Below are 25,457 nucleotides of genomic sequence, written 5' to 3'. Positions count from 1 at the left end.
GCTAGTGAAATATTCTAAATTATACATTAATAATTGACAAGCTTTTTTTATTCTAGTAGAATTATTACAAAAGTTCATAAAACAAGCAAAGGCGCTTATAGACACTTTCCAAAAATGTTGAAAGGAGTTCTTAGGGCGCCTTTTATTATTATCGCTTCTCCTCTTTATTGGAAGCATTGCTAACTTTCTATGAGGTGGTTCATAGTGAAAAACGGAATATTACTAGTTGAAGATGAAACGATTATACGCTTGGATGTAAAGCAAATGTTGGAGTCTGCAGGGTATGAAGTATATGACACCTCGAATGGGGAATCTGCTATCGAATTGGCATATAAAGTTAAACCGGACCTTATCGTAATGGATATTATGATGCCAAAACTCAATGGCCTCAAAGCAAGCCGGATTATCGGAAAGGCTACCGGCACGCCGGTTATTTTTCTAACAGCGTATAGCCAGCCTGATTTGATTGAGGATGCAAAACAGCCTCATGTACTGGGTTATATTGTAAAACCTATTACAGAGGCAAGTTTGATTCCTGCAGTGGAAATAGCCTTGTCACAAGTAAATATTAGAAAGCAAATTACAAATGAACTAAAGGATATACAGGAGAAGCTTAAGACCCGAAAATTGATTGAAAGGGCGAAAGGCTGTTTAATGAGAGTTAAGAGTTTATCGGAAGACGAAGCATACGTTTTACTTAGAAAGATGAGCATGAATAATCAAAAGCCGCTGGAAGTCATCGCAGCTGCTGTATTAAAGAAATATCAGTTAAAAACAAGTAAATAAATGGGCAAAGGCGCTTACCAAACAGTTTATCGCTGTTATTGGAGCGCCTTTTATTTTTTGCCCAAAGACGATGTGGAAGGAGAGAGAATGTCCATGTTTGATTACAACTGGATTAGCGGAAACAAGGTATATACTCATGAAATGATTAATGTGATTAACCCCGCAAACGGGAAAGTAATCGGAAATGTACCAATCTCAGGAAAAAAAGAAGTAGCCGCTGCCATAGAGGCAGCTTCCAGGGCTTATGTAAGCTGGTCAAAGTTGACCCCATCCGAACGTGGAATTTACTTAATTCATTGGGCTGAAAATTTACTAAATAAACGGGATGAACTTGCCTTATTGATGAGTGAAGAACAGGGAAAGCCGATTAATGAGGCACGTGGTGAAATAGAGGGCAGTGCTCAATTTATTCAGTGGTATGCGGAGGAAGGAAAAAGGATATACGGAGAAGTCATCCCCCCTTCCAGTCGAAATCAGCGGATTACCGTAATAAAACAGCCAGTGGGTGTTTGCGGGTTGATTACTCCATGGAACTTTCCAGGTGCGATGATCGCCAGAAAGGTGGCCCCCGCTTTAGCTGCCGGTTGCACCATTATCGTGAAGCCTGCTAGTGAAACACCGAGAATCGCTATCGCTATGTTTGATGAGCTAATGGCAACGAAAATACCGGCCGGCGTCGCCAACCTTGTTACAGGCAAGGCTTCTGTAATATCCGATGCTCTATTTGAAGATAAGCGTGTACGCAAAATTTCATTTACGGGTTCTACGAACGTAGGGAAGACATTAATGAAAAATGCGGCTGATCAAGTGAAAAGAATCTCACTCGAACTCGGCGGAAATGCGCCTGTTATTGTTTTTCCTGATTCCAATCTGGACGTGGCAGCTGAAAAAATAGTGGAGAATAAATTTGAAAACTGCGGCCAAATGTGCAATGGAATCAACGTAATCATGGCTCATAAAGATATAAAAGAGGAACTGATCAATAAAATTAAATATCTGGTTCAGCGGATAAAAGTGGGTGAAGGAACAAAGGCAGGTGTTCAAATGGGACCACTAATAAATGAAGCTGCCCTTCAAAGAATGGAGGACTTGGTAAAAGATGCCAAGGAGAAAGGGGCTACTGTACTGACTGGAGGTGAACGAATACAGACTGAGTTGGGCGGATATTTTTATTCACCTACAATTTTGACAGATATCACAGAAGACATGGACCTTATACAGGAAGAAATATTTGGACCTGTTGCCCCCATCATGACTTTTGAAGATGAGGAAGAAGTCATTGATTTCTCCAACAAGTCACCTTATGGTCTAGCCGCCTATTTCTTTACAAATGATATTAACCGGGTGTATCGCATCAGTGAACGCCTGGAATACGGGATGGTTGGCGTTAACGGAACACAATTAAGCGTACCCCAAGCCCCGTTTGGCGGAATGAAAGAGAGCGGTATGGGAAGAGAAGGCGGCCATTTTGGATTGGATGAATTTGTAGAACTAAAATATATCTCATTAACTTTGCAGTAAGGCAATCTATTATGGAGGAGATTCATACTATGGCAAAATTACTTTCCAATTCCAGTGAGGTTAAAGCGACCGACACTAAGAGTAAATTAATCCAAATGATTAAAGAAGGACAAATAGACACTGTCATTCTTGGCTTTTGCGATATGCAAGGAAGGTTCATGGGAAAAAGGGTCACCGGCGCATACTGTCTGGACAACGACTTAGATGAGGGAACTCATTTTTGTAATTATTTGTTGGGAACAGATTTTGAGATGAATGTCCCTGAGGGCTATGAATCAATGAATTGGAATGACGGTTATGGAGATTGGATCGCCAAGCCGGATTGGAACACTTTTAAGATTATCCCCTGGCTGGAAAAAACAGCATCCATTTTCTGCGATGTTTATGAAATGGATGGCACCTCCCCTGTGGCTGTAGCTCCAAGAAATATACTGAAAAGCCAACTGGAAAAAGCGGAGCAAATGGGCTTCCGGCCATATATGGCAAGTGAGCTGGAATTTTATTTATTTAGCGAAACGTATGAAACTGTCCATGAGAAGGAGTATAGGGGTCTTCAGACGGCAGGGCATGTGAATGAGGATTATAACCTTTTGCAAGGCACTAGAAATGAGCCTCTCTACCAGAAGGTCCGCCAATACATGGACATGGCCGGTATACCGATCGAATCTTCAAAAGGAGAAGCCTATTACGGGCAGCATGAAATTAATTTAAAGTACAGTGACGCCTTAAATGCGGCGGACCAACATTTATTTTTCAAACATGGCATGAAGGAGATTTGCATCCAAAACGAACGGTCTGTCTCCTTCATGGCCAAGCCCCATCACGAGTGGACCGGTTCAAGCGGTCATATTCATTTGAGTCTCACAGACGCCCATACTGGCAAAAATGCTTTTTTTGCCGGTGAAAATACGGGTAACCCCATGTCAAAAACAATGCAGCAATTCATGGCCGGGGTTCTGTCTTACACCAGAGATTTCTCCTTGTTTTTTGCTCCAAATGTGAATTCATATAAGCGGTTTGCCCCGAACAGCTGGGCACCTGTAAATATCGTATGGAGTAAAGATAATCGATCAGCGGGTTATCGGGTGGTCGGCAATAATGATCACTTACGATTTGAATCAAGAATACCCGGGGCCGATATGAATCCTTATTTGGCATATTCCGCACTCATCGGGGCAGGCCTTCTGGGAATCGAGCAGGAACTTGAGCTCCCTGCGGAATTTAAAGGAAATGCATATGCCGATCCAAATGTAAAAAGAATTCCCTCCTCTCTACATGAAGCCATTATATGCTGGAAAAATAGCGGAGTTGTAAGCGATGTACTGGGAGATAGAGTTGCCAAGCATTATCTGCATGCAGCTACGGTAGAGCAGCAGGCGCTTGATGGATTTGTTTCGGATTGGGAACGTGCCAGATATTTTGAACAATGTTAAAAATTGATTCACGAGGTGAAAATATGAGACTTAAAGATAAAGTATGCATTATTACAGGCGCAGGTGGAGGCATGGGTAAAGTTGCTGCCCAAATGTTCGCCAAAGAAGGTGGTAAAATTGCTGTATTTGAACTCAATGAAAAGTCCGGCATTGAAACAGTAAACGAAATAAGAGAAAACGGTGGAGAGGCAGAGTTTTTTCAGTGCAACATTGCCAATGAAAAAAATGTTGCCTCCGCTGTCTTGGAAGTGGTCAATAAATACGGAAAGATAGATGTTCTATATAATAATGCCGGTGTAATGCCGGCCGAGGACCACTCAGTAGTAGATACATCGGAAGAAGTTTGGGACCTGGTAATGAATGTAAACGTAAAAGGCATCTTTTTCATGACAAAGTATGTTATCCCCGAAATGGAGAAAAATCAATCGGGTTCCATCATCAATATCGCTTCATTTGTTGCTTTTATGGGCTGTTCGGTACCTCAGGATGCCTATACTGCTTCCAAAGGAGCTGTATGTTCACTCACAAAATCTCTTGCCATCCAATTCAGACCAAAAGGAATACGTACAAACGCCATTTGTCCGGGGCCGATTGAAACGCCGCTATTAATGGAATGGCTTGTTACAGATGTAGAAGCAAAACGCGTTCGCTTGGACCGTCAGCCATCGGGACGGTTTGGAAAGCCGCAAGATATTGTTAATTGTGCTTTGTATCTCGCTTCAGATGAATCTGACTGGACGAACGGCGCATTAATAAATGTTGATGGCGGAATTACATCAAATTATTTTTAAAAATACAGCAGTGCAAAGATTTAATATTAACCATCGAGTTGTTCACTGTATTGGAGACTTTCATAAAGACTACAAAGCCCTGGAAAACTTCCAATGAAGTTTCCCAGGGCTTTATATGATTATGGAACTGGCAATATCTGCTTCCGGCCCCCTTGGTTTATGCCTCCCCGTTTCGCATAAACACAATTAAAACCCGGAAGATATAAATCCTTCCGGGCAAACACCTTAGAAAAAGATTATGCTGTTGTCGATGTTTGATGCTTTTCATCATAGATGTACTCTTGTTTTCCAATGATACCTGCTTCCCTATCCATCTTCTCCAATTCAAGAGCCTTAGGAACACAAATCCAATAAGCAAAAACAACTCCTAAAGCCCCCGCACAAATTTTTCCTATTAATACCGCAGGAATAAGACTAGGTTGAAAGTTGGCAGTATAGGAAAGATGATCTCCCAGTAAAAATGCTGCCGATACCCCAAAAGATATATTTATAACCTTGTCTTTTGGAGGCATATCACGAACAAGCTTGAACATAGCCAATATATTGGCTACAGTGGCTAGCATTCCCGCGCTGCCGGCTTCACTAAGGCCAATCTTTCTTCCCATTGCTGTAAGGGGTTTTGATAAATACTTACGAATCAGGTATACCATTGGGAATGCACCTGCGAGCATAATCGCAATATTTCCCGCATTTTCCAATGCCCTAAAATTATCCTTGCCATCAGCCATAATAGGATCGAATCCCCATGAACCAAAAAGCGTAGAGAATAAGCCGGTAAAGATTTCAACAATAGAGAACACCAAAACGATCTTAATGCTTATGTCCAGTAGTTTTCCAAATATCATGAAACCTTTGATCATTAAATCAGAGAAGAAATATAATCCCAATGCAATAATGACTACGAATATAAAAAGAGGCAGCAAATTAACAAGGATTGATAGGTAGCTCAGAGTAAACTCATAAGTTGAATCTGCACTCGTATCAATGATTGTGCGGATCTTTGCATTTGATAAAACAATAATGACGCTGGAGATAAAAGCTCCGATTGGAATGGTCAACAGGCCTGACATAATGCCAAGCGCCATATATTTGTGGTCTCTTTTATCAAGCATAGGCAAACCCAGTGGAATCGAAAACACAATGGTAGCACCAGCCATATAGCCAACAATCATAGCCATAATCCACCCTTCATAGGAGGATTTTAGAACATTGGCCAACTGATATCCTCCCATATCCGTTGCAAGGATAGAAGTAGCAGCAATGGCTGCATCTGCTCCCAGTTTGTCAAAAAAGGGGCCAAAAACGTTGGTTATAAACTTGGACAAGTATGGAATGGATGCCATGATCCCTGCTGAGTTTGCAAAAATAGGGCCAACCGTATATATGCCTTCCATAAACTCCTTGCCAAGTCCTTTATGGGCATCTTTCATTGCTGCAAACGCACCCAAAACTGCACAAATCATTATAATATAGACAACTATATTTCCGACGAGCTCCAATGGTATCCCTCCGTTTAAATTTTATATCTATATCAACCGAAATGATTAGATTTCCACTAAAGTTGTAGAACCATAAAATTCAAACAAAAAGGTGCCTATCCGTTTTATACAATTTTATAAATACGGATAAGCACCTTTGCTTAAACTTATTAACTTTTCATAGGAACAATAGACTTTCGATTAGAAGATTAGAAATCTATTTTCGGTTTCTGTACTGAGATGAAAATAATATATTTTTCACTGCTGGTATCAAATTGTTTTCAGATATGGGTTTCACCAAATATCCTGAAATAGACTCGATCTTTCTGCTTTTTATTACTTCATCCTGTGTATATGCCGTTAATAACAAAATAGGAACATCTAATTTTTTTGAAATGATTTCACTTGCTTTGATCCCGTCCAGTTTAGGCATTTTTATATCCATTATAATGAGATCGGGCTCCAAAGCTTCCGCAAGTTCTATAGCCTTTTCCCCGTTATTTATCGCAGCTACAACATCCCATCCTTCGTCTTCGAGCATTTCAACGATATCCAGTCGAACAATGGATTCATCCTCCACTACCATAATGCGCTTGTTCAACATGATGGTTCTCCTTCGATTGAAATATGACCGTTGCTACTGTTCCCGGCTGCTTACGCTGAATGGAAAACTCACCCTCCAAATCGTATTCGACCATCATCTTTACAATGTCCAGGCCAAAAGATGTACTAGTATCTTCTGGATAGCCGATTCCATTGTCAATAACTTTCATTTCTATTTTGTTATCACTCTTTTCAAAATCGACCTGGATTCGTCCTTGAATATTGTCTTTGAAGGCATGTTTAACACAATTTTGAATTAATTCATTAATGATCAAAGCAATTGAAACAGCTTTATGGGAAGGAAGTTGTAAATTGGATTTTTCATAATTAATTTGTAAGGTTATGTCCGTCTGGTGATCGTTGTGAACAATCATACGGGCAATCTTTTCCACCAAATTCAACACATTAACATCGTCAGCGCTTGAGCCGGAAAGAATCAACTCATATACGGCCGCTATGCTTAATATCCGATTTAAACTTTTCTGGAAGTGTGGCTTGCTTTCTTCCGGGACCCCATTTCTCATTTGTAACCGCAAAAGACTGGCGACTGTTTGTAAGTTATTTTTTACCCTGTGATGAATCTCACGGATAGCCACTGACTTTACAACAAGCTGCCGTTCTTTTTCTTTAAGCTCTGTAAGATCATGCAGAATAATAAATGTTCCGGATGCATTATTATTATGGTTCAGGGATATCTTCTTTAATTGAAAAAAACGGCTTTTTATCTGAATCTCCCTCATTAATAACGCCTCTGGCAGAGACAGAAGATCTTCAACAAAAGGTAGATATTCAGTAATCGGCGTGCCCACTTTACATTTACTGCCATATATTTCATAAATAAGGTTCATTGCTGATGGATTCACATAAACGATATCATCATTTTCATCAATATAAAACAGCGCTTCTTCTATGATTTCAGGAACAATCGGATCATTTTGAGTCATTCTGATCATGATATCACCGAGGGTAGCTGTAGCCTTGGATAACGCTTTCATTTTATCTTCTTCTTCAACCTGTTCAGTGATATCTTTTTCCATAATTAATGATCCAATTATTTTTCCGCCTTTCCCATTAATCGGAACTACGCTCTGTTTCACCATTTTACCTTCTTGTGTAAGTGCCCTGTTAAGGATCATCTGCTTCCCTGTTCGCAGCGTGAAAAAGACAGCAGGCTCAAAGGCTTCATAGGCAAATTCTCCTGTAACAGGCCGGTCGTACAACGAATTCCCATTAGACGGAACCGCTTCTGCAACAACGATTGCATGTTTTAGTTCCCGGGTCGGACAGTCTATAAAAATATTGGCTTGATTCAAATCCGCAATTAGCTGTAGGTTGCTTTCTATCTTTTCTATTTCATCAATATCTTCATCATTGAGTTGCGTGTACGTACGACAGATTTCTCTTGCTGATTTTGTATGTACCAATTCAGCCCCCTACCTTAAGCACTAATATGTTTTAATGTTATAGCTTTCTTTTATTTTTGTCAAGATTCTGTTTATTGAGTTATTTAGTCATTAACTTATCCCCTTTGGGATGCAAAAGAAGCCATGTCCATTGTCAAGTTACATCTGACAATGGACAGCCCGGTCAAATCGTAGCGTGAATCCACTTATCTATCACTTCTCGAAGGTCATTTTCCTTGGCCCTCACATCATTCATATTAGTGAATTTCACTATGGCTCTGTCGTCAGTTACCCACTCCAATATCTCGCTATTATCTACAAACAAAGGTTTATTGGTCGCGTTATCTTTAACCTTTGCCCCACAATGAAAAATAAGTCGAAAAAATCCTTTTCCATTAAGGTTAAACGTTATCCGATCATGGCCATCTACACAGAAACTGGGTGCATTCCATTTAATTTTTTCTGTAATTTTGCTGTTTGTTCCTAAAATGATTTTTCTAACTTCTGTGATTTCCTCTTTAAGTGGATGTTCGAGGTTGTTCATAAATTCTGCAACCTGTTGAGGACCAGATAACCTTTTGTTTTTGTTTGGCAGCTTTCTCACCCTTTCATCTTCCATCGAGATTTATAATAATATTTTGACAATAATGCGCAAATCCCTTCATAAATTCGAAATTTCAAATGGTTTGAATCCAATTAATGGAGAGGAGAGCATCAGCCTGCTACAATTAGAGATACTTTGAAATCCAAGCCCTAAACAACCATAAAATACTATACCGGAATAAAAGGTTATCATTTTTGTACGGCATCTTCTTTTTTGGAATTGGTTTGGTTAACCTTTACATTCCACAAAAAAGAGGTGCCATTCCTATTTTTTAAGCAAAGACAAACAAGCTAATCCTCGATATATTTTTTGGCAAGACTTAAGACCTTAACAGAAAGCAGGGGACACATGATGAAAAAGATCTACACCGATATTATTCAATTCCGCGGTTCCCATTTCGATTTCGGCTTTATGCAGGGACAACTGTTAAAAGATTCACTAACAATAAAAAATCGGAAGAATCAGTGGAAAGTACGCAGGCCACGGTTCGCCATTGACCCCAAGGAAGTGAAAACGGCCATCACACCGATTGCTCCGGGGATTTGGGAAGAGATTCTCGGGCTGCAGGAGGCGCTGGAATGGCCACTCGAACGTGCTCTGACTGAATTTGGCGGATACCGGCTGGAGATTCCGCGGTCTGGATGCTCAATTTTAACGGGTGAAGGCTATTTGGTCCGCAATTACGATTATCATCCGAAGACGTATGAAGGGCGGTATGTATTTTTTCAGCCGGCGGGAGATGGTCATGCGACTGTGGGGCCAAGCCAAAGAATTACCGGGCGCTCCGATGGACTGAATGAAAAGGGGCTTGCTATGGGCTACAATTTCATGAACCGGAAGAATCCCAAGGACGGTTTTATTTGCGGAATGATCGGAAGGCTTGTTTTGGAGACTTGCACAAATGTGCAGGAAGCCGTTTCCTTATTAAAAGAAATTCCGCACAGGCATTCGTTCAGCTATATCGTGTACGACCGAAGCGGCGAGACCCAAATTGTGGAGGCGGCGCCAAGGGAAATCACCGTAAGGCAGTCAAACGCCTGCACGAACCACTTTGAAAAGTTGAAGCACGAAAACCGGCATCATCTTGCGGATTCCGAGCGCAGGCTTGAAGCGATTCGAAAAAATCCCGCTTCTGACGCATACGAAGCTTTCCGCCTGTTTAACGATAAGGACAAAGGAGTTTTTTCAGGCCTATACAGCAGCTGGGCAGGCACAATCCATACGTCTGCATACTTTCCAAAAGAAATGAAAACATGGATGGCGTTGGGCGGGAATCAGGAACCGGCGGAGTTTGATTTCGGAAAATGGCTGGCAGGCGAGGATATTGGGGCGAAACGAATTACAGGTGCAGTAGATACGGATATCCCGTTCGTACATATGGATGAAAACGCAGACTGGTTTAAAAGGTAAAGCACCCGAACACGGGTGCTTTGCTTCAACTATTAACCGATTCTCTCGTTTATATGAAGACCGCTCGTCTCTATTCATACCTCAGTGCATCAATCGGGCTCAGCTTGGACGCTTTATTTGCGGGAAGAATTCCAAAGATAATACCGATAAATGCCGAGAAGCCGACGCCAATCAGCACAACCACTGGACTGATGACTGCTGTGATCGGCGATAACACCGTAACGAGTAAAGCCCCTATCGCTGCCAGGCCGATCCCAATCAACCCGCCCAATGAAGTCAGCGTGATCGATTCAATGAGGAACTGAAGGAGGATTTTTCCTCTTGTAGCCCCAAGAGCTTTGCGGAGGCCGATTTCCCTCGTCCGCTCTGTGACAGATACGAGCATGATATTCATGACCCCGATCCCGCCGACCAAGAGGGAAATAGCCGCGATGCTTCCGATAAACAGCGTCATTGTCGTGATCACTGTATTGATCTCTTCTTCAATTTCCGAAAAGTCATTAATGGTATACATTCCGTCTTCAAGTTTCTTGTGTTCTGTCAAAGCGTCTGCCGCTTGCATCCCGATTTCAGAGATCCGCTCCGGGTCATCTGCAATTATGGCCAGGTTTTCAACTTCGCTGTTGCCGAACATCATGGAAACGACGGATCTTGGCATGACCATCTCGCCGTTTTCAGACCAGCGGAACTGCTCAGGAATCGGAGATTCATAGACTCCCACAATTTTATAAGGATTTCCATCCAACTCGATAATTTCCCCAACTGGATCACTCGACCCTTTGAAAAATTTATCCCTTGCAACCGTATCAATCATAACAACACGGTTTAAACCGTCTATATCGCTGTCATTCAACGGACGGCCTTCCACCGTTTGAATGTTTTGAGCAGTAAAATATTCCCCGCCTACACCGGTGATGTCCATCTCACCTTGCTTATCATTAATCATGACGGTTCCAAACCCCTGATTAGTCGCAAGGACGGCTTTCACCCCTTCAACCTCTGATAGGAATTCCACGTCCGTTGAAGAAAGTTCGGGCAATTCCCAGAACATGTCTCCTTCATCTTCTGACTGTGGCGGTTCGTAATAAATTTCGACCACATTTTTATCCGTGCTGAACAATCCATCCATCATTTCTTTTTTCGCACCTTGTCCTATCGCCACAATGACAATGACCGCCGCCACTCCGATAATGATTCCAAGCATAGTCAAAACCGACCGGATTTTATGGTTCCAAATGGAGGACAGTGCAATTTTAAAGCTTTCCCACATATTCATAGACTTGTCCTCCGGTCGTCAATGATCTTTCCATCTTTTAAGGTGATGATTCTATCAGTATATGCGGCGATTTCCTCTTCGTGGGTAACGATGATGACGGTTTTCCCTTCTTTGTTCAGCTGGACGAGCAGGTCCATGATCTGGGCACTCGTTTTGGAATCGAGGGCCCCTGTCGGCTCGTCCGCCAAAATGAGTGTCGGATTGTTCACAAGGGCGCGCGCAATCGCAACCCTTTGCTTCTGGCCTCCCGAGAGCTGGTTGGGCAAATGCTTCACGCGGTCTCCCAAACCCACTTTTTCCAGCATCTGCTTGGCCCTTTCCATCCTCTCCCGTTTTGGAACACCCGCATATATCAACGGGGCTTCCACATTTTTCTGCGCATTCAGCCTCGGCAGCAAAAAGAATTGCTGGAACACAAATCCGATATGTTCATTACGCAGCTTTGCCAGCTGCTTCTCTTTCGCCGAACTGATATTTTCTCCATTCAGTTCAAACGTCCCAGTTGTCGGATAATCCAAAAAGCCGATAATATTCATCAGCGTTGATTTTCCGGATCCCGACGGTCCCATGATCGCGATAAACTCACCGTCTTCAACGGCCAAATCAATGCCGTGCAGCACCGGAACCTGAAGCGACCCGTTTCCATAAACTTTTGTTATCTCACTCAATTTCATCAAAGGTGGTCACTTCCATTCCATCATGCATGCCTTCATGAGGAGCGATGACAACAAGCTCATCCTTTTCCAGGCCATTTTTGACTTCGATGAATTCGTCATTCGATGCACCCGTTTCAATTTCACGGCTTTCCAATATTCCGTCCTTCAATACAAAAACGGTATTGGTGTCGCCCTCTTCCAGAATAGCAGCATGTGGGATGGCCAATTTTTTTCCGTCCCCGTCAATCTTGATTTCCAATGAAACATGGAAGCCCTGGCGAAGTTCAGACGTATCATCTGTGATAGCGACTTTGAATGGATACATGGTGACGCCACCGCCTCCTCCACCGCCGGCGAATTCCTCTTCACCGCCTTCTTCATTCGGAAATTGGGAAACCGATTCGATGGCACCTTTCCATTCCTTGTCTTTATACACCTTTGGACGAATGGTCACCGCTTGCTTCTCCTTTATTTTTACCGCGTCAAACTCGCTCATTGTACCAATTACCTTAAATGGCTGGCTTGAGATAATATGTACTGCAGGGCTTGACGCTCCCCCTTCCGTGCTTACCGCATTTCGGTCCACCTTTACAACGATTCCATCAATCTTGCTCTTTACAGTCATCTCTTTGATCTGTTCATTCAAATCATTGATCTGCTCCTGGGCGGATTCAATTTCTGATTTGGTGCTTTCATGTTGGATTTCCATTTCAAGCTTTTCACTCTTCAGAGCGTCTGCATCCCCCGCCGGCGCTTCGCCTTCTTCTCCATCTCCAGATGGAGCCGGAGCTTTTTTCGCGTCTGCAATCCGCTTGTTCAATTCAGCGATCTGGTTAATTTCTGTTTGCGAGCGTTTTTTCACCAAATCCCTTTCTCTTACAGCTTTATTATATTCTGACTGCAATTTGGAAGAATCATAGACAAACAAAGGGTCTCCGGCCTTCACTTTCTGATTTTCCTTTACCTTAAATTCCGTTACCTCTCCTTTGTCCGGCTCCAAAAATACTTTTTGCTCATCTTCCGGAACAATCTTTCCGGTCACCAAAATGGTTTCGCTCAGTTCCTGTTCCGACACTTTTTGAACAGTCACCGGCTCTTCAACATCGGCTCCTGCCATTTTTCCTGCCTGCGCCCTGATCACCAACGTGACCACAAGCGCCAATACTAACACCCCGACAATTGATCCTGTCCATATCCAGGCTTTCTTCTTCACACTATATCCCCCTAGTAAATAGTGGCGTCATTCCCTCTATTTATATATCCTCAGGGAATTTCGCAAATAACGACAATAATAATAACGTTTTAACACATCAAAAAGATTCAAAAGCTTTTAATCTATCGATAAAAATCCCCTCCATCCTATTAGACGATGCAAAATAAGAAAGACACTACACAAAATGAAATATTAAAACCATATAACAATAATATTACAAAATGTTTAAAAACTGAAATATGGGTTAAAAAAAGAATATATGTTTAAGAGGAAATGATGAGGGAACCTGGGGATATGTATCTCGTGCCATGACTTTTTTCACAAACTCAGTTCAATCAGGGGGCCCCCTTATGTCCATTAAAGAGGAAAATCTGCTATTCATTAGAGAGATGCGCCGTCTGCTCGACGACTATGAACGCTCTCCAAACAATAAAAGGGCGGATATCATGGAAGATGTCATCGTACTCGCCCAAGCGCTCAATATAAGGAATCGTCAAAAGCTTTGTTAATTCCCATTTGATCCTTTCTTTTATAATAATCGAATGACCACGCCTCCCGCCTTAAATGCAACCGGTTGATTCCCCTTTTCCTGAAGCCTATAATTTACAGTAGGGACAATTTGCGAAATAGTTATACGCCTTTTTCACCAAGAGACACTCAATCAGGGCGACTTTTATATACCATATTTCATATAATTCAGCACAGGGTAAAAAAGTGCGCTTTTTTTGTAACGGTGATTACTTACTGTTTCTCAAAACCAATACTTTTTTCGGGAAAGGATATCATCAGGCATGCAGGACGAACATTTTAAGCAACAAGTTTACGATACGTTTGATCATCTTCACGCTCATCCGGAGCTCAGCTGGGAGGAGGTAAACACAAACGAGTTTATTAAGGAGCAGCTTGAAAAAGCAGGCTGCAAAGTGCGGACATTCAGTGATTGCACGGGAGTAATCGCTGACTTTGGCGGAATTAAAGGCAATCCGGTTGTAGCGATCCGCGCCGACATGGATGCGCTGTGGCAGGAAGTGGACGGAAAATTTCAGGCCAATCATTCATGCGGCCACGATGCCCACATGACGATGGTGCTCGGCGCATTGTGGAAGCTGGCGAAAGACCCTTCCATCAAGGATCGGGTGACCGTCCGTTTTATTTTCCAACCGGCGGAAGAGGTCGGTGACGGAGCACTTAGAATGGTTGAAAAAGGCGCTGTCGATGACGTCGATTATTTATTCGGCATCCATTTGCGCCCCGTTCAGGAGGCTCCGGACGGATATGCGACCCCGGCGATTATCCACGGGGCTGCCACGTCAATCGAATGCGACATCATCGGGGATGACGCCCACGGTGCCAGACCGCACTTGACAAGCAATGCGATTGATGTCGGAACCCATATTGTGAATGCAATCAACGCCATCCACTTGGATCCGACCGTTCCGTATTCTGTAAAAGTCACAAAGTTCCACGCTGGAGGAAAAAGCACCAATATTATCCCGGGCCAGGCATCATTGGCTTTTGATCTAAGGGCGCAGACAAACCAGCATATGAAGATGCTGAAAGAAAAAGTATATGAGACTTTAGAGGCAACCGAACAACTTTTTCAATCCAAAATAAAAATTACAGATGATTACGGAATTCCCGCAGCGGAAGTGGCCCCGGAGGCAGAAGTAATCTCCAGACAGGCCATTTCCAACGTTTTAGGCCCTGATCATACAATGGATCCGCTTATGACACCGGGCGGAGATGATTTCCATTTTTACACGATTAAAAAGCCAGAACTGAAAGCGACGATGATCGGACTCGGATGCGACTTGAAACCGGGACTTCACCATCCGCATATGACTTTCAACCGTGAAGCCCTATTCAATGGGATTGATATTATTACAGAGATTGTACAAGTGTTGGCAAAAAAGGAGAGAACAAGCATTGAAACCAGTTCAAATTAAAGAAGTGGTCCTTCACACGGTAAAGATGAAGCTGATTGCACCATTTACAACGAGTTTCGGCACATTTCAGGAGAAACATGTATGCCTTGTGGAGGCGATCGACGAATCAGGCATCTCAGGATGGGGAGAGACGACAACAAGCGACGAACCTTATTATAACGAGGAAACCACACACACAGCGGTCTATATGTTAAAGGATTTTCTCATTTCAAGAATCATTCATAAAACAATTGAACATCCGCTGGATGTCCATGACATGCTTACGTTTGTAAGGCGAAACCAGATTGCCAAATCCGCGATTGAAACAGCGGTTTGGGATGTGTTTGCAAAGAAAAACAATGTACCGCTGTCCGAATTGATCGACGGTACGAAAACGGAAATAGAAGTAGGAAAAAGCATCGGGATTCAAGCAACTCCTGAGAAGCTTGTCGAGAAGGTCGGCGAATATGTGGAGGAAGGTTTTCGGAAATTAAAGGTTAAAATTGCTCCCGGGGCAGATTTGGATTATATTGATGCAGTAAGGAAGGCATTTCCGGATATTCCATTGATGGCTGACGCAAATTCCGCCTATACATTGAACGATGTGGACCAGCTGAAACAGCTTGATCAGTATAACCTGATGATGATCGAGCAGCCGCTTGCCCATGACGATATTATCGACCATGCCACTTTGCAAAAAGAAATCCAGACACCGGTTTGTCTTGATGAAAGCATCCATTCTCTCGAAGATGCCAGAAAAGCATTACAGCTGGGTAGCTGCCGGATTATCAATATAAAAATCGGCCGCGTCGGAGGTTTGGGAGAATCCATCCGAATCCACGACCTGTGCAGGGATAACGGTGTGCCTGTCTGGTGCGGCGGAATGCTGGAAACGGGAATCGGGCGAGCTCACAATATTGCCTTGACTTCCCTTTCCAACTTTACAATACCAGGGGATACGGCACCGTCTTCCCACTATTGGGATGAGGATATCATCGAGCCCGAAGTGACAATGGATCATGGAATCATTCAGGTACAGACAGGTCCGGGGATCGGATTTGACGTCAATCGTGAAAAGCTTGAACAGCTGACGGTTGAAAAAGAGAGCATTACTACGGCGGTGACGCCGCATCCGATGCCATAGCTTATAAGAAAAGCGCAAGCGCCCGTTTAGCAACGTACAAACGGAAATGCGGAAGACGGCTGTTTAGGGGCGACAAGCGCTGGCCGCCGACAAACGCCACATCCTGTGGCGTCGGTGGCACTAGGACATCCTGTCCGACGGAGGGCAATCCAGTGAAGTCGTTCTTTGACTTCATTGGATTGACCGAAGCGACCTCGAGCCCCTGCCGTCTGAAGCTAGACACTGGAGCACTCCGCAATGAGATAAAGGATAAGGAAAGGCGGAGAGTGCCTGGTTATCGGCGACAAGCATAAGACGAGCGCTGAAGAAGGCGTAGTTTGCCTTCAGCAGCGATTGGCTTAATCCTTGCGCCGATGGCACTCGGAGCCGGACAACACGGCGAGGTACGAGCCGATGTTGGCTTATCGTAGTGCTCTGAGCCTACTTCCTCGAATAAACATCCACGCAGAAAAAGCGAAGCTTTTTCGAGGAAAGGAGTGCGAAGTTTACTAGTCGCTGGGCGCTGGAGCTGGACAAAGAAAGGCTTTTTTTGAAAAAATCTTCATATCAGCTTATACTTTCTTTTACTTCAAGGAAAAACCGATATTCACGCCTGAATATCGGTTTTCTTTATCACATTGGGGAGGTATTCCTGGTATTCGTTACCGCTTTTTCATTTTCGACGCCACTTCGGGAAGGTATCACGGATATTCGTTACCAATTTTCCATTTTCGACACCCCTTCGGGAAGGTATCCTCAGTATTCGTTACCGTTTTTCTATTTTCGACGCCACTTCGGGAAGGTATCCTCTGTATTCGTTACCGCTTTTCTATTTTCGACGCCACTTCGGGAAGGTATCCTCTGTATTCGTTACCAATTTTCCATTTTCAACGCCACTTCGGGAAGGTATCCTCTGTATTCGTTACCGTTTTCCCATTTTCAACGCCCCTTCGGGAAGGTATCACCGGTATTCGTGACCGTTTTTTGGTTTTTACCGTCGCTATGGGTAAGAATCCTATTTTAAATTTGAAGAGATTCTCTTTTCACCAATAAATAATGATGCACAGGCTCCTCGGCGCTTCTTTCCAAAGAAACAGCGGCATACCCCTTTTGGAACAGCTCTTGAAAAACAGAGCGGGTTTTCAATCTCCAATCCAATGCGAGGCTCATATCCTCCTGCTTGATCGTTTGAAATGCCGCAGGAACCGGGACCATTATTTGGGCTGCCTCAGGAATTTCTACATCATCAGCAAGGACCGGGCCGCTTGCAGCCTGTTTCCACGGGATATAGAAGGCATCATCCTTGACAGGCACCGGAATGCGTTCATCGACATGCCGGCTTTTTATCCACCATTCCACTTTAAAGCGGTCTGTCGGCAAACCCGCATTGAGCCCGTCATCGAATTCCCCGTAGCAATTTTCAATATATGTACTGCAAACCGCACGGAGTTTCGATAGGTTCAAATAACCGTTGCGTGTTTCCAGCGGATCATATGTCCATGTCAGCATATCGTACCCTATTCGGGCCGCTTCCGTTTTTTGCCTGTTTTTTAATGAAGCGCCGATGCCTTTGTCACGGTAATCGGGATGAATTCCCATATTGTGTGAACATAGATACGCCTTACCATCCTTGAATCCGGGAAAACTATAGCTGAATCCGACAAGCTGATCATCACAATATGCACCAATCGCAAGGCCTCCGTTCCGAATGGCCGTGATTGTTTGATGAACAGGAATTCCGCCTTCCCCTTGCCAGATGAATTCTTCAAGCTGATACATTTGTCTCATTTCTTCGTTGCTGTTTAAAACACGTATATCAATAGTTGCAGTCATAAGGCAGCCCTCTTTCTGTCAAAATTTCTGTTTGGCTGCCATCATTATATCAATTTTTTGCTGCAGGCGATACAAACTCCCGCAGCTTCACTTTCATGATCTTGCCGCTCGCCGTTTTGGGAAGCTCCTCCATGAAAGTGACGATGGTCGGGCATTTGAAATGCGCCAGTCTTTCTCTTGTAAAATCAATGATTTCCTGCCCGGCCACTTCATGTCCGTCCCGCGCAACAACAATGGCATGCGGAGTCTCTCCCCATTTTTCATGGGGCGTAGCTATGACCGCCACTTCTTTCACCGCCGGATGGTCGTATATGACATTTTCGATTTCTATTGTAGAGATGTTTTCTCCGCCACTGATAATAATGTCTTTTTTCCGGTCAACAATTTGGATGCGGTGGTTTTCATCCATCGTTCCCATATCCCCTGTATGAAGCCAGCCATTGATAATGGTCGATTTCGTCGCCGCTTCATCTTTCCAATATCCTTTCATGACGCCAGGTCCTCTCACAATTACTTCTCCGATTTCTTTGCCATTTTTTTCAACATCATTTCCAAATTCGTCCACCACCCTAACGTCGGTTCCGATCATTTCGAGCCCTGTTTTGACTTTTAGCTTATAATATTCATCATTGGAAGCGCCTTCATCTTCGGATGATATATAAGACGCCAGGCTCAATGGCGACGTTTCCGTCATTCCATATACTTGGTAAAATTCCCAGCCGATTTCTTCTTCCAGCTGTCTGATGAACGCTTTAGGCGGAGCGGAACCTGCAACAACAATCCTGACATTTTGGTCGATTTTCGGATTTACATTTTTATATTGATCCATAATGGATTGAAGTACTGTTGGAGCCATATGCATCACTGTGACCCCATATTTTTCAACCTTTTCCAAGATCACCTTAGGATCGATCGCTTTTTGCATAATCTGGGTTGCGCCATTCGCCGTATAATAAAAAGGAGATCCCCAGCCGTTAACATGAAACATCGGTAAAATATGCATAAGGACATCACGGTCATTTACCCGCAAGTGATGCATGGTGGATAAAGCGTGCAAATAATTATTCCGATGCGTCAGCATGACGCCTTTTGGATTCCCGGTTGTACCGCTCGTATAAAGCAACGTGCTGACATCATCCTCATGCAATTCCACACGCGGGAAATCAGTTGATGGAAAGGAAGAAAGCCAGGAGTCATACGCAATAAGCCCATCCTTATCCTCTGGCAGACCATGAACAATGATCGTCTCAACCGTTTCAAGCTGATTTCGGACCGGTTCAATCAGATTTAACAGTACATGATCCACAAAGAGAACCTTGCTCTCACTGTGATTTAAAATATAGACGTAATCCTTCGGTTTCAATCTCGTATTCAATGAAACCATTATGCCCCCTACCTGAAAAATCCCATAAAAACCTTCGTACATTTCGAGTGTGTTTGGAGCCAAATAAGCCACCCGGTCCCCTTTTTCAACCCCGAGGGAAGCCAGTCCGAATGAAAGGCTGTTCACCCGCCCGTTCACTTCTTCATAGGTGTAACGCTTGCCATGTTCATCAATAATAGCCGGTTTTCTTCCGTACAAATGAACTGCCCGATCCAAAAATTGCGTCAACAAAAGAGACATCTGCAAATCCCCTTTCCACCAATTTATGAATAATCAAAATTATACCACAAGTTACCCGATTTGCGAGAGGGGCATTTCCGCGTCTCCTCTTTTTAACTAATGCTTTATAATGAAGAAAAAACTGTAGTCAAAAAGGAGCTGGCGACTTGAAAATACTTGTTGTCGATGACGACCCGCATATTTTGGAGCTTGTAAATATTCATTTAACCCAAGCAGGATATATCGTCCGAAAAGCGGCCAACGGTTCCGAAGCCCTTAAACTATTAGAGGATGAGATTCCGGATCTCGCGGTTGTGGATGTCATGATGCCGGGAATGGACGGTTATACATTGACGAAAACATTAAGGGCCGAAGCGGATATTCCGGTTCTCCTGCTGACGGCCAAGGGAGAACTGGAGGATAAGGAAAAAGGCTTTCTGGCAGGATCAGATGATTATCTTGTCAAACCTTTCGAGCCGAAAGAGCTGCTTTTTAGGATCAACGCCATTTTGAGAAGATATGACAAAGCGGTCGATATCTTGATCAAAGTGGGTCCCCTTACGATAAACAGGCAAAGCTATGAAGTGTCTGCCGGTAAAAAGGTGATCCTGCTGCCGCTGAAAGAATTTGAATTGCTGTCTGTACTTGCATCCCGTCCCAATCAGGTCTTTACACGCGAAATATTGCTCGAACGTGTTTGGGGCTATGACTATGAAGGTGATGAGCAGACTTTGAATGTACATATCAAAAGGCTTCGTGACAAGTTGAAAAAACTGGCCGAAAATGTCATTATCTCCACTGTTCGGGGAGTCGGCTATAAACTAGAGGTAATGAAAAATTGAAATCCCTTTACAGCAAGTTCGTTGTCTTTACGCTCGGAACGATGATCATGAGCGGGCTCATCGCTTTCTTGGCTGTCAACACCTACTATCATCAGCAGCTCAAAGGAAAAAATGATGAAAAAAACATGAAAATTGCTTTATCATTGGCTTCCTTCATTGAATCGGAGAAAAACCTGGATTTGGAAGACTTTCTTCAAACCCAATCAGCTACGGGCTATAAAATTTATGTTGTCAATGAGAAGGACGAAACACAGCAATATGGTGCTCCCTTTCGCCTCAAAAATCTCTCGCAGAATGCCGTCAATCAGGTGCTGGATGGGCGTGCCTACCACGGAATGAGGGATTTCCCGACCGAAACGTTTGTAACGGGTTTCTTCTCGGACGAGCTGGCCAATACGGTTGGAGTCCCTTTCCGCCATAACGGAACGGGCTATGCCCTTTTCCTCCGTCCTGACATTAAGTTCCTTTTTACAGAGGTCCATTATTTGCTGGGTGGTATGGTTATTATCATGGCAATCATCAGTGTACTGGTCATGTTAACCGTCGCCAAAATGCTCATTGATCCGATTACAAAGTTAACTGAAGCTGCAATAAAAGTGGGCGAGGAGCAATTTTCCCCTGAACTGAATATTGACCGGCGGGATGAAATCGGGCAACTCGCCCAAAGCTTTCGAAACATGACGGAGCGGTTGAGTGAGAATGATCGCATCCGCAAGGAGTTTATCAGCGATGTGTCACATGATTTCCAGTCACCGCTTTTAAATATAAAAGGGTATGCGGAGCTGTTGACGAAAAGCGATCTTCCAGAATCGGAAAGACAAAACTATGCAGAAGTGATCCAATCCGAAACCGAACGTCTCTCTTCATTGACTAAGCAGCTCATGCTTTTGACATCGCTGGACCAGCTTGTTTCACCACTCCGCAAAAAAACCTTCCGGCTTGATGAGCAAATAAAAGAAGTGACTTTGAGATACAGATGGCTCCTTGAGGAAAAAGAGATGTCTTTATCCATGGATCTTGATGAAACGGAAATCCTTGGAGACCCGGCCTTTTTGGAAAAGGTTTGGGAAAATCTTTTATCCAATGCTTTAAAATATACAGAGGCCGGCGGTTCGATTGATATTACTTTGACAAAAAAAGATGATGGAGTGACAGTCGCCTATTGTGACAGCGGCATAGGGATAGAAGAGGATCATATGGGGCGTATATTTGATAGATTTTACAGAGCAGACGAATCGAGAACGAAGCAAATATCGGGGACGGGCCTTGGGCTATCAATTGTCCATCAGGTTGTTAATCTGCACGGGGGTTCTATCGATGTACAAAGGAATAAAGGTGAAGGTATGACATTTATTGTGAAATTGCCGATCTCCAACAATAGAAACTAAAAAGCCTGTAGAGAAAAACTTACGCTTTCTTTATCAAACAAGCCTTAACATGATTGAACAAGTGTTTAACAGACTCGGCCGTAAGCAGTAGCCATAGCCTGCTTTCTATTTGTGATGACAAAATCATAGCAAAAACTGATTTTTAACCTTCCGTTAATGTTCTGTTCATGTTCACTGCTTAGGATGAACATATAAATGAACAAAACAGGAGGAATGAATGATGTCACAAAAGAAATGGAGTATCCGATTCATTCGTATTGCAGCAATTTTTGGCTTAATAGGAACGGTAATGGGGTCACATATGGCAGGGTCCGGATCTTATGCATTCCGTCCGATCCACGCACATATTCTTTTGGTAGGCTGGTTATCGATGTTTGCATGGGGAGCCTTTTACCGGATGTTTGAGGTCAGGGCAGAAAAATTGGTCACATTCCATGGTTGGACAGCTATCATCGGTTCAATCGGTCTGACAGCGGGCATGTGGTTCCAATTCATCCAGCCGTTTGGTGTGAATAAAATATTCTCGTTGATCTTTTATATCGCTGGAGGTAGTATCCTTCTCCTTAGCTTTGCCTTGTTTATCATCGTGACATTTCTTACCGAGAAGGAAGTGAAACAATAATGGCTGATAGATTATTAAAAGGCAACCGCCTTTGGTGGTTTATGCTGGTGATTTGGGCGGCCCTTGCAGGCATCTTATCAAGTGCTGCACCCGGTGCCAAGGAGTTTGTGGCTGCGAATAAAGATGCAGGCCTCCCTCCGGATACCGAATCCATCATCGCCGACCGCCAATTGGAAAAGTATTTCCCAGAAGAAGGCGGACTGCCGCTGTTTGCTGTTTTTTCCAAGGAAAGCGGCCTGACGGATGATGAAATATTGACCTTTGCCCAAGTGGCCGAGGATCTGAAGGTGGATAAAAAATACGGAGACATCGAGACCATTCCATTATCCAAAATGCCTCCGGAAGTAAGAAATTCGTTTCTCTCAGAAAATAAAAGGACATTCTTCCTTCCTATCACGCTGCCTGAAAACCTTGAGGGTCGCGATTTGCATGCAGCAGTAGAGCAAATCAAGAAACAATTTACCGTGGATCATGACTTAAAGCTATCTTGGACGGGACCGGCAGGAATCGCAGCAGACGCAGTCGAACTGTTCAGCCGGGCAGACATCGTCCTGTTGCTGTCAACCGTTGGGCTGATTTTGGTATTGCTTCTCATTATTTACCGTTCACCGCTGTTGACTTTCATCCCATTGATCGGCGCCGCCATCGTTTACACGGTTGTCGATAAAGTGATAGGTCTGTCGATGAAAGCCGGATTGTTTGCCATTGACAGCCAGGCGGTTTCCATCATGACCATCCTTTTATTTGCAGTGGTAACCGACTATTCACTGCTCATATTCTCCCGTTATCGCGAGGAACTCCGTACCCATGAGAAGAAAGATGCGGCTATGCGCGAGACGATGCGCCATGTAAAAGAGCCGATTTTTTTCAGCGGAAGTACGATTGTTCTTGGTGTAGCCACTTTGTTCTTCGCTTTATATGAGCCATATCGGAACTTTGCTCCAGCGTTTGCAATCGCAGCAGCCTTCATGCTCGTTGCAGGCCTGACGCTGCTCCCGGCCTTATTCGCATTGACGGGCAGAAAGGCATTTTGGCCGGCCATTCCGAAATTCGGGGATGAAAAATCGGAGAAGAAAACAATCTGGGGAAAAATGGCCGACAAAGTGACAAAACGTCCGGCAGCTTTTTTAATCCCAATTGTTCTTCTTCTGGCACTTGCCGCATTAAATATGACAAAAATGGAAGAATCGTACGATTTAATTGCGTCCTTCCCGGAAGACTTGTCTTCCCGGATCGGCTATGAGCAGCTCGGGAAAGATTTTTCTGAAGGAAGTTTGGCACCGGGAACACTGCTTTTCGTATCTAATCAGAACCTTGATATGCAGGGTTTGCAGTCTGTAATAAAGAAACTTGAGGAGATCAAAGGCGTTGATCAGGTGACTGCGCAGGGACATCCCCTCTCTGCAGATGGAAAAAGCGCCAAGCTTTCATTGATATTTACTGGAAATCCATATGAACATGAAGCGCTGGATGCCGTGAAAAAAATCCGGGAAAAAAGCGGTGAAATTTTAAATGATGCCGGTTTAACGGATACTGAGCTTTTCGTTGCCGGAGAAAGTGCAAAAAATGCGGATCTTCGGGATATCAATAAGCGTGACACGATTGTGGTACTGGTGTTGATGATCATCCTTATTTCCATCATGCTGGGATTGCAGACCCGTTCCATTGTCGCACCATTATACATGATGGGGACCATCCTGCTCTCTTACGCAGCAACGATCGGCCTTTCATTATTCTTGTTTAAAATCTTCCTTGGCCTGGATGCCATCAGCTATCGTATTCCGTTATACGCTTTAGTGTTTCTTATAGCACTTGGCGTGGATTATTCGATCATGCTGATTGCAAGGATCCGAGAAGAGGTCAAGACAATGCCGTTTGCTGATGCGGTCAGAAGAGGCGTTGACCGAACAGGCGGCGTCATCAGTTCCGCAGGATTGATTTTGGCCGCAACCTTCCTTGTTCTTGCAACTATGCCGATCTATGAACTAAAATTATTTGGCTTCATCATGGCATTAGGGATTTTGATCGATACATTCATTGTTCGACCGCTCCTCATTCCCGCTATATTGATGCTCCTTGGCAAATGGAGCTTTTGGCCAAAACGTGTGGTTGAAAATAAAAAAGCTGTTTAAAAACATGAAAAACCGTCATTCCATCCTGTGGAGTGACGGTTTTAATTTTAAGTGTTCCCGGCTTATTCTCTGGCTTCCAAGTCGTATTGCCGCCAGCAGACTGAACTTATGAAGCACAAGCATCAAAAGGCCGCCAAAGATTTGATCGGCTTTTGCATTGATTTGAAAAGGTAGCAAAGCTCCTGCCTGGTCGGCAGGGATGCATAGTTTTAACATCAGCTGACTGAACAATGGACTCGCATTCTGCCCATCCATCAATCCATTCAATATGAGCAATAGGCAGGCCGGCATTAATAAAATACTGCTCCACCATGAAAATCGATTCGAACCGGGGCCAGGTGTAATGACAGGGAGCCACATTAGAAAAGAAAGGCCAAACAGGAGAAGTATGAAGCCTGTGTGGATAACCGGACTTTTATAAACAAATGGAACAACTTGGGGTAAATGATAAAGAAAGAACAATATTGAGAAGAGAATGAGGGCTGAAAAAGAAGATATGTTTCTTTTTTTCCATTTGTGTCCATTCCATGCGGGAATCCCGAGCAGAAGAAGAGGCGGTACAAAAAAATAAAGAATGCTCATTTGCAGCATATGGGTACTGAATGAGAGGTGGCTGAGCATATATAGCGGGCTGCCCATTAATAAGTAGAACAATCCAATGCCCGCATGAAACAAATAAAATTGACTGGACCCTACGTCTGGATGTTTTTTTGCCCAAAAGAAGTACATCGCTGATATGCATGCAAGGATCAACACGAGCGGCATATTCCAAGCAGCAAGGCCGCCCAGTATCATGATGATGTCCTCCCCCTTTC

At 43.7% G+C, this 25,457-nt stretch carries 22 protein-coding genes; 12 read left to right on the top strand and 10 right to left on the bottom strand.

Annotation, left to right across the window (positions count from 1 at the left end; all coding sequences use genetic code 11):
• Window positions 1-204 precede the first annotated feature (204 nt).
• The 4 genes from D4N35_RS04870 to D4N35_RS04855 all read left to right on the top strand — a co-directional run bounded on the left by D4N35_RS04870 (window position 205) and on the right by D4N35_RS04855 (window position 4,531).
• The gene (locus D4N35_RS04870; protein WP_120070851.1) at window positions 205-786 is read left to right on the top strand and encodes an ANTAR domain-containing response regulator; all 582 of its coding nucleotides are present in this window, start codon (window positions 205-207) and stop codon (window positions 784-786) included.
• An 87-nt stretch (window positions 787-873) separates the two neighbouring features.
• On the top strand, window positions 874-2,307 hold the full coding sequence (locus D4N35_RS04865; RefSeq protein WP_328591059.1) for an NAD-dependent succinate-semialdehyde dehydrogenase: 1,434 nt from the start codon (window positions 874-876) through the stop codon (window positions 2,305-2,307).
• A gap of 29 nt (window positions 2,308-2,336) precedes the next feature.
• A complete protein-coding gene (locus D4N35_RS04860; protein WP_120070843.1) occupies window positions 2,337-3,740 on the top strand; it encodes a glutamine synthetase family protein in 1,404 nt (467 codons plus the stop codon).
• A 23-nt stretch (window positions 3,741-3,763) separates the two neighbouring features.
• Window positions 3,764-4,531: an SDR family NAD(P)-dependent oxidoreductase gene (locus tag D4N35_RS04855; protein ID WP_120070839.1), complete on the top strand. Its 768-nt coding sequence runs from the start codon at window positions 3,764-3,766 to the stop codon at window positions 4,529-4,531.
• Window positions 4,532-4,767: 236 nt separating this feature from the next.
• Here D4N35_RS04855 and eutH read toward each other — a convergent pair whose 3' ends face one another.
• The 4 genes from eutH to D4N35_RS04835 form a co-directional block, all read right to left on the bottom strand.
• Window positions 4,768-6,030: an ethanolamine utilization protein EutH gene (gene eutH / locus D4N35_RS04850; protein WP_120070835.1), complete on the bottom strand. Its 1,263-nt coding sequence runs from the start codon at window positions 6,028-6,030 to the stop codon at window positions 4,768-4,770.
• Between the two features lie 196 nt (window positions 6,031-6,226).
• Window positions 6,227-6,613, bottom strand: coding sequence for a response regulator (locus tag D4N35_RS04845; RefSeq protein WP_208646269.1), 387 nt, complete (start codon window positions 6,611-6,613; stop codon window positions 6,227-6,229).
• Window positions 6,579-8,036 (bottom strand): sensor histidine kinase, encoded by a 1,458-nt coding sequence (locus D4N35_RS04840; protein ID WP_120070832.1) that lies wholly within the window; start codon window positions 8,034-8,036, stop codon window positions 6,579-6,581. Before D4N35_RS04840 ends, D4N35_RS04845 begins: the two co-directional genes overlap by 35 nt.
• 163 nt (window positions 8,037-8,199) lie before the next feature.
• The gene (locus tag D4N35_RS04835; protein WP_235870290.1) at window positions 8,200-8,619 is read right to left on the bottom strand and encodes a DUF1801 domain-containing protein; all 420 of its coding nucleotides are present in this window, start codon (window positions 8,617-8,619) and stop codon (window positions 8,200-8,202) included.
• Between the two features lie 351 nt (window positions 8,620-8,970).
• Here D4N35_RS04835 and D4N35_RS04830 point away from each other — a divergent pair, with 351 nt between their 5' ends.
• Window positions 8,971-10,029: a C45 family autoproteolytic acyltransferase/hydrolase gene (locus D4N35_RS04830; protein WP_120070826.1), complete on the top strand. Its 1,059-nt coding sequence runs from the start codon at window positions 8,971-8,973 to the stop codon at window positions 10,027-10,029.
• A gap of 70 nt (window positions 10,030-10,099) precedes the next feature.
• Here D4N35_RS04830 and D4N35_RS04825 read toward each other — a convergent pair whose 3' ends face one another.
• Genes D4N35_RS04825 through D4N35_RS04815 form a run of 3 tightly spaced genes read right to left on the bottom strand, consistent with a single transcriptional unit; the run spans window position 10,100 to window position 13,174 of the window.
• Window positions 10,100-11,305, bottom strand: a complete 1,206-nt coding sequence (locus D4N35_RS04825; RefSeq protein WP_120070823.1) for an ABC transporter permease — start codon at window positions 11,303-11,305, stop codon at window positions 10,100-10,102.
• The gene (locus tag D4N35_RS04820) at window positions 11,302-11,982 is read right to left on the bottom strand and encodes an ABC transporter ATP-binding protein (protein ID WP_208646268.1); all 681 of its coding nucleotides are present in this window, start codon (window positions 11,980-11,982) and stop codon (window positions 11,302-11,304) included. Before D4N35_RS04820 ends, D4N35_RS04825 begins: the two co-directional genes overlap by 4 nt.
• Window positions 11,966-13,174, bottom strand: a complete 1,209-nt coding sequence (locus D4N35_RS04815; RefSeq protein ID WP_120070821.1) for an efflux RND transporter periplasmic adaptor subunit — start codon at window positions 13,172-13,174, stop codon at window positions 11,966-11,968. Before D4N35_RS04815 ends, D4N35_RS04820 begins: the two co-directional genes overlap by 17 nt.
• Before the next feature lie 350 nt (window positions 13,175-13,524).
• Here D4N35_RS04815 and D4N35_RS18055 point away from each other — a divergent pair, with 350 nt between their 5' ends.
• The 3 genes from D4N35_RS18055 to menC all read left to right on the top strand — a co-directional run bounded on the left by D4N35_RS18055 (window position 13,525) and on the right by menC (window position 16,243).
• Window positions 13,525-13,683, top strand: coding sequence for a hypothetical protein (locus D4N35_RS18055; protein ID WP_164876287.1), 159 nt, complete (start codon window positions 13,525-13,527; stop codon window positions 13,681-13,683).
• Between the two features lie 282 nt (window positions 13,684-13,965).
• A complete protein-coding gene (locus D4N35_RS04810; RefSeq protein ID WP_120070818.1) occupies window positions 13,966-15,120 on the top strand; it encodes a M20 peptidase aminoacylase family protein in 1,155 nt (384 codons plus the stop codon).
• Window positions 15,101-16,243, top strand: a complete 1,143-nt coding sequence (gene menC / locus D4N35_RS04805; protein ID WP_120070815.1) for an o-succinylbenzoate synthase — start codon at window positions 15,101-15,103, stop codon at window positions 16,241-16,243. The genes D4N35_RS04810 and menC overlap by 20 nt, the downstream gene beginning before the upstream one ends.
• 999 nt (window positions 16,244-17,242) lie before the next feature.
• On the opposite strand, the gene D4N35_RS04800 is transcribed toward menC, so the two are convergent.
• Both D4N35_RS04800 and D4N35_RS04795 read right to left on the bottom strand, forming a co-directional pair.
• The gene (locus D4N35_RS04800) at window positions 17,243-18,055 is read right to left on the bottom strand and encodes a GNAT family N-acetyltransferase (RefSeq protein WP_120070812.1); all 813 of its coding nucleotides are present in this window, start codon (window positions 18,053-18,055) and stop codon (window positions 17,243-17,245) included.
• Window positions 18,056-18,104: 49 nt separating this feature from the next.
• Window positions 18,105-19,679, bottom strand: coding sequence for a long-chain-fatty-acid--CoA ligase (locus D4N35_RS04795; RefSeq protein WP_235870289.1), 1,575 nt, complete (start codon window positions 19,677-19,679; stop codon window positions 18,105-18,107).
• Window positions 19,680-19,825: 146 nt separating this feature from the next.
• Between D4N35_RS04795 and D4N35_RS04790 the strand changes: the two genes are divergently transcribed.
• From D4N35_RS04790 to D4N35_RS04775, 4 genes are all read left to right on the top strand, one after another.
• Window positions 19,826-20,500 carry a response regulator gene (locus tag D4N35_RS04790; RefSeq protein WP_120070805.1) on the top strand — a complete coding sequence of 225 codons (675 nt, stop codon included), beginning with the start codon at window positions 19,826-19,828 and terminating at the stop codon, window positions 20,498-20,500.
• Window positions 20,497-21,888: a sensor histidine kinase gene (locus D4N35_RS04785; protein ID WP_120070802.1), complete on the top strand. Its 1,392-nt coding sequence runs from the start codon at window positions 20,497-20,499 to the stop codon at window positions 21,886-21,888. Before D4N35_RS04790 ends, D4N35_RS04785 begins: the two co-directional genes overlap by 4 nt.
• Window positions 21,889-22,108: 220 nt before the next feature.
• Window positions 22,109-22,510, top strand: coding sequence for a hypothetical protein (locus tag D4N35_RS04780; protein ID WP_120070799.1), 402 nt, complete (start codon window positions 22,109-22,111; stop codon window positions 22,508-22,510).
• Window positions 22,510-24,642 (top strand): MMPL family transporter, encoded by a 2,133-nt coding sequence (locus tag D4N35_RS04775; protein ID WP_120070796.1) that lies wholly within the window; start codon window positions 22,510-22,512, stop codon window positions 24,640-24,642. The genes D4N35_RS04780 and D4N35_RS04775 overlap by 1 nt, the downstream gene beginning before the upstream one ends.
• Window positions 24,643-24,657: 15 nt before the next feature.
• On the opposite strand, the gene D4N35_RS04770 is transcribed toward D4N35_RS04775, so the two are convergent.
• Window positions 24,658-25,437 carry a cytochrome c oxidase assembly protein gene (locus D4N35_RS04770; RefSeq protein WP_164876286.1) on the bottom strand — a complete coding sequence of 260 codons (780 nt, stop codon included), beginning with the start codon at window positions 25,435-25,437 and terminating at the stop codon, window positions 24,658-24,660.
• Between the last annotated feature and the right edge of the window lie 20 nt (window positions 25,438-25,457).

The sequence above is a fragment of the Siminovitchia fortis genome (assembly GCF_003605365.2).
Classification (GTDB): domain Bacteria; phylum Bacillota; class Bacilli; order Bacillales; family Bacillaceae_C; genus Siminovitchia; species Siminovitchia fortis.
The sequence above is the reverse complement of the archived record's forward strand: the minus strand, read 5'-3'. Positions and strand labels throughout refer to the sequence as shown.